This window comes from Burkholderia sp. LMG 13014 (assembly GCF_905232215.1).
Taxonomy (GTDB): Bacteria; Pseudomonadota; Gammaproteobacteria; order Burkholderiales; family Burkholderiaceae; genus Burkholderia.
Map to the genome: position 1 here is coordinate 1 of NZ_CAJNKE010001049.1, position 1,096 is coordinate 1,096.

Below are 1,096 nucleotides of genomic sequence, written 5' to 3' on the forward strand. Positions count from 1 at the left end.
GTCTTCCTCGGACGTCATTTCGCAGGCCAGCAGCGTCTTGCCCTTCAGCGCCGGGCCCTGGCGGGCCGACACGAGGATCAGCGCACCGCCCGGGCCGCGGACCGTCAGCCGGCGCGAATAGCCGACGGACGACGCGCCCAGCAGGTGGCCCTTCTCGAGGGTGAGCTGATAGCGTTTCGCGAGCTGGTCGGCGACTTCGCCGTCCACGAGCACGCCGATCCCGGTACTGACGAACACGACCTGCTGCGTCGTGAAGCCGTCGCGGTGGATCGGCTCCGGCAGGCGATAGACCGCGGCACCCAGCATCGACTCGTCCGGTTTCGGATCGGCCGCCTTGGCGGTGTTGTAGATCGAGTCCATCAGGTCCGACGTGAACGGCGGCTTGCAAAGCGCGGCGTTGAAGATGTCGGGCTGGGCGGGCGGCGCGGCGAGTGCGGTGAGCGGCGCGCCGGCAATGACAAGGGCGACGGCGCCGACGGCAGCGGCACCAAGCCTGGAAAGGCAATGGGACATGGATGCAGTTCTCTCAGGTTTTATTGTGAGGCTGCATGGTAATGCATTGCCGCGTGTCGAACGATCGACGCGGAGCGGCCGGATCGTGGCAATGCAACAGGCGCGCACGTCCGCGCCCCGCGATCGATTCCGTTGCCGGGTGATCGATGCGCGGGGCGTCGGGGCACGCACGTCATGCAGCCGGTGTGATGCCGGTGCGTGCGCGTGTGTGCGGACGAACCGTTACGGCGCGACCACCGGGTGCTTCAGCGCATGCGCGGTCTCGATCCACTGCGCGTGGAATTCGTCCGCGTCGGGCTTGAGCCCGAGTTCGCCGTTGCGATAGGCCATCGCAAGCGTCTGCACGGCTTCCGGCAGCTCGTGCTCGGCGGCACGGCGATACAGCGCCAGCGCGCGCGCCTCGTCGCGCGGCACGCCGCTGCCTTCGCGGTACGCGTTCGCGAGCATGAAGTCCGCAGCCGGGATGTCCGCGCGCGACGCGATCTCGAACCAGTGCGCGGCCTGCACCGGATCGGCGGCGATGCCGTAGCCGCTGCGATAGATCAGCCCGAGGTAATACGCGGCGGCCGGGTCGCCCTGCGCG

At 68.9% G+C, this 1,096-nt stretch carries 2 protein-coding genes; both read right to left on the reverse strand.

Annotated features, from left to right (window positions below; genetic code table 11):
• The coding region (locus tag JYJ84_RS37280; RefSeq protein WP_205190357.1) for a hypothetical protein at window positions 1–513 on the reverse strand (513 nt) is incomplete at its 3' end.
• A gap of 222 nt (window positions 514–735) precedes the next feature.
• Window positions 736–1,096: tetratricopeptide repeat protein (locus tag JYJ84_RS37285; protein WP_205190358.1), on the reverse strand; the 361-nt coding region annotated here is incomplete at its 5' end.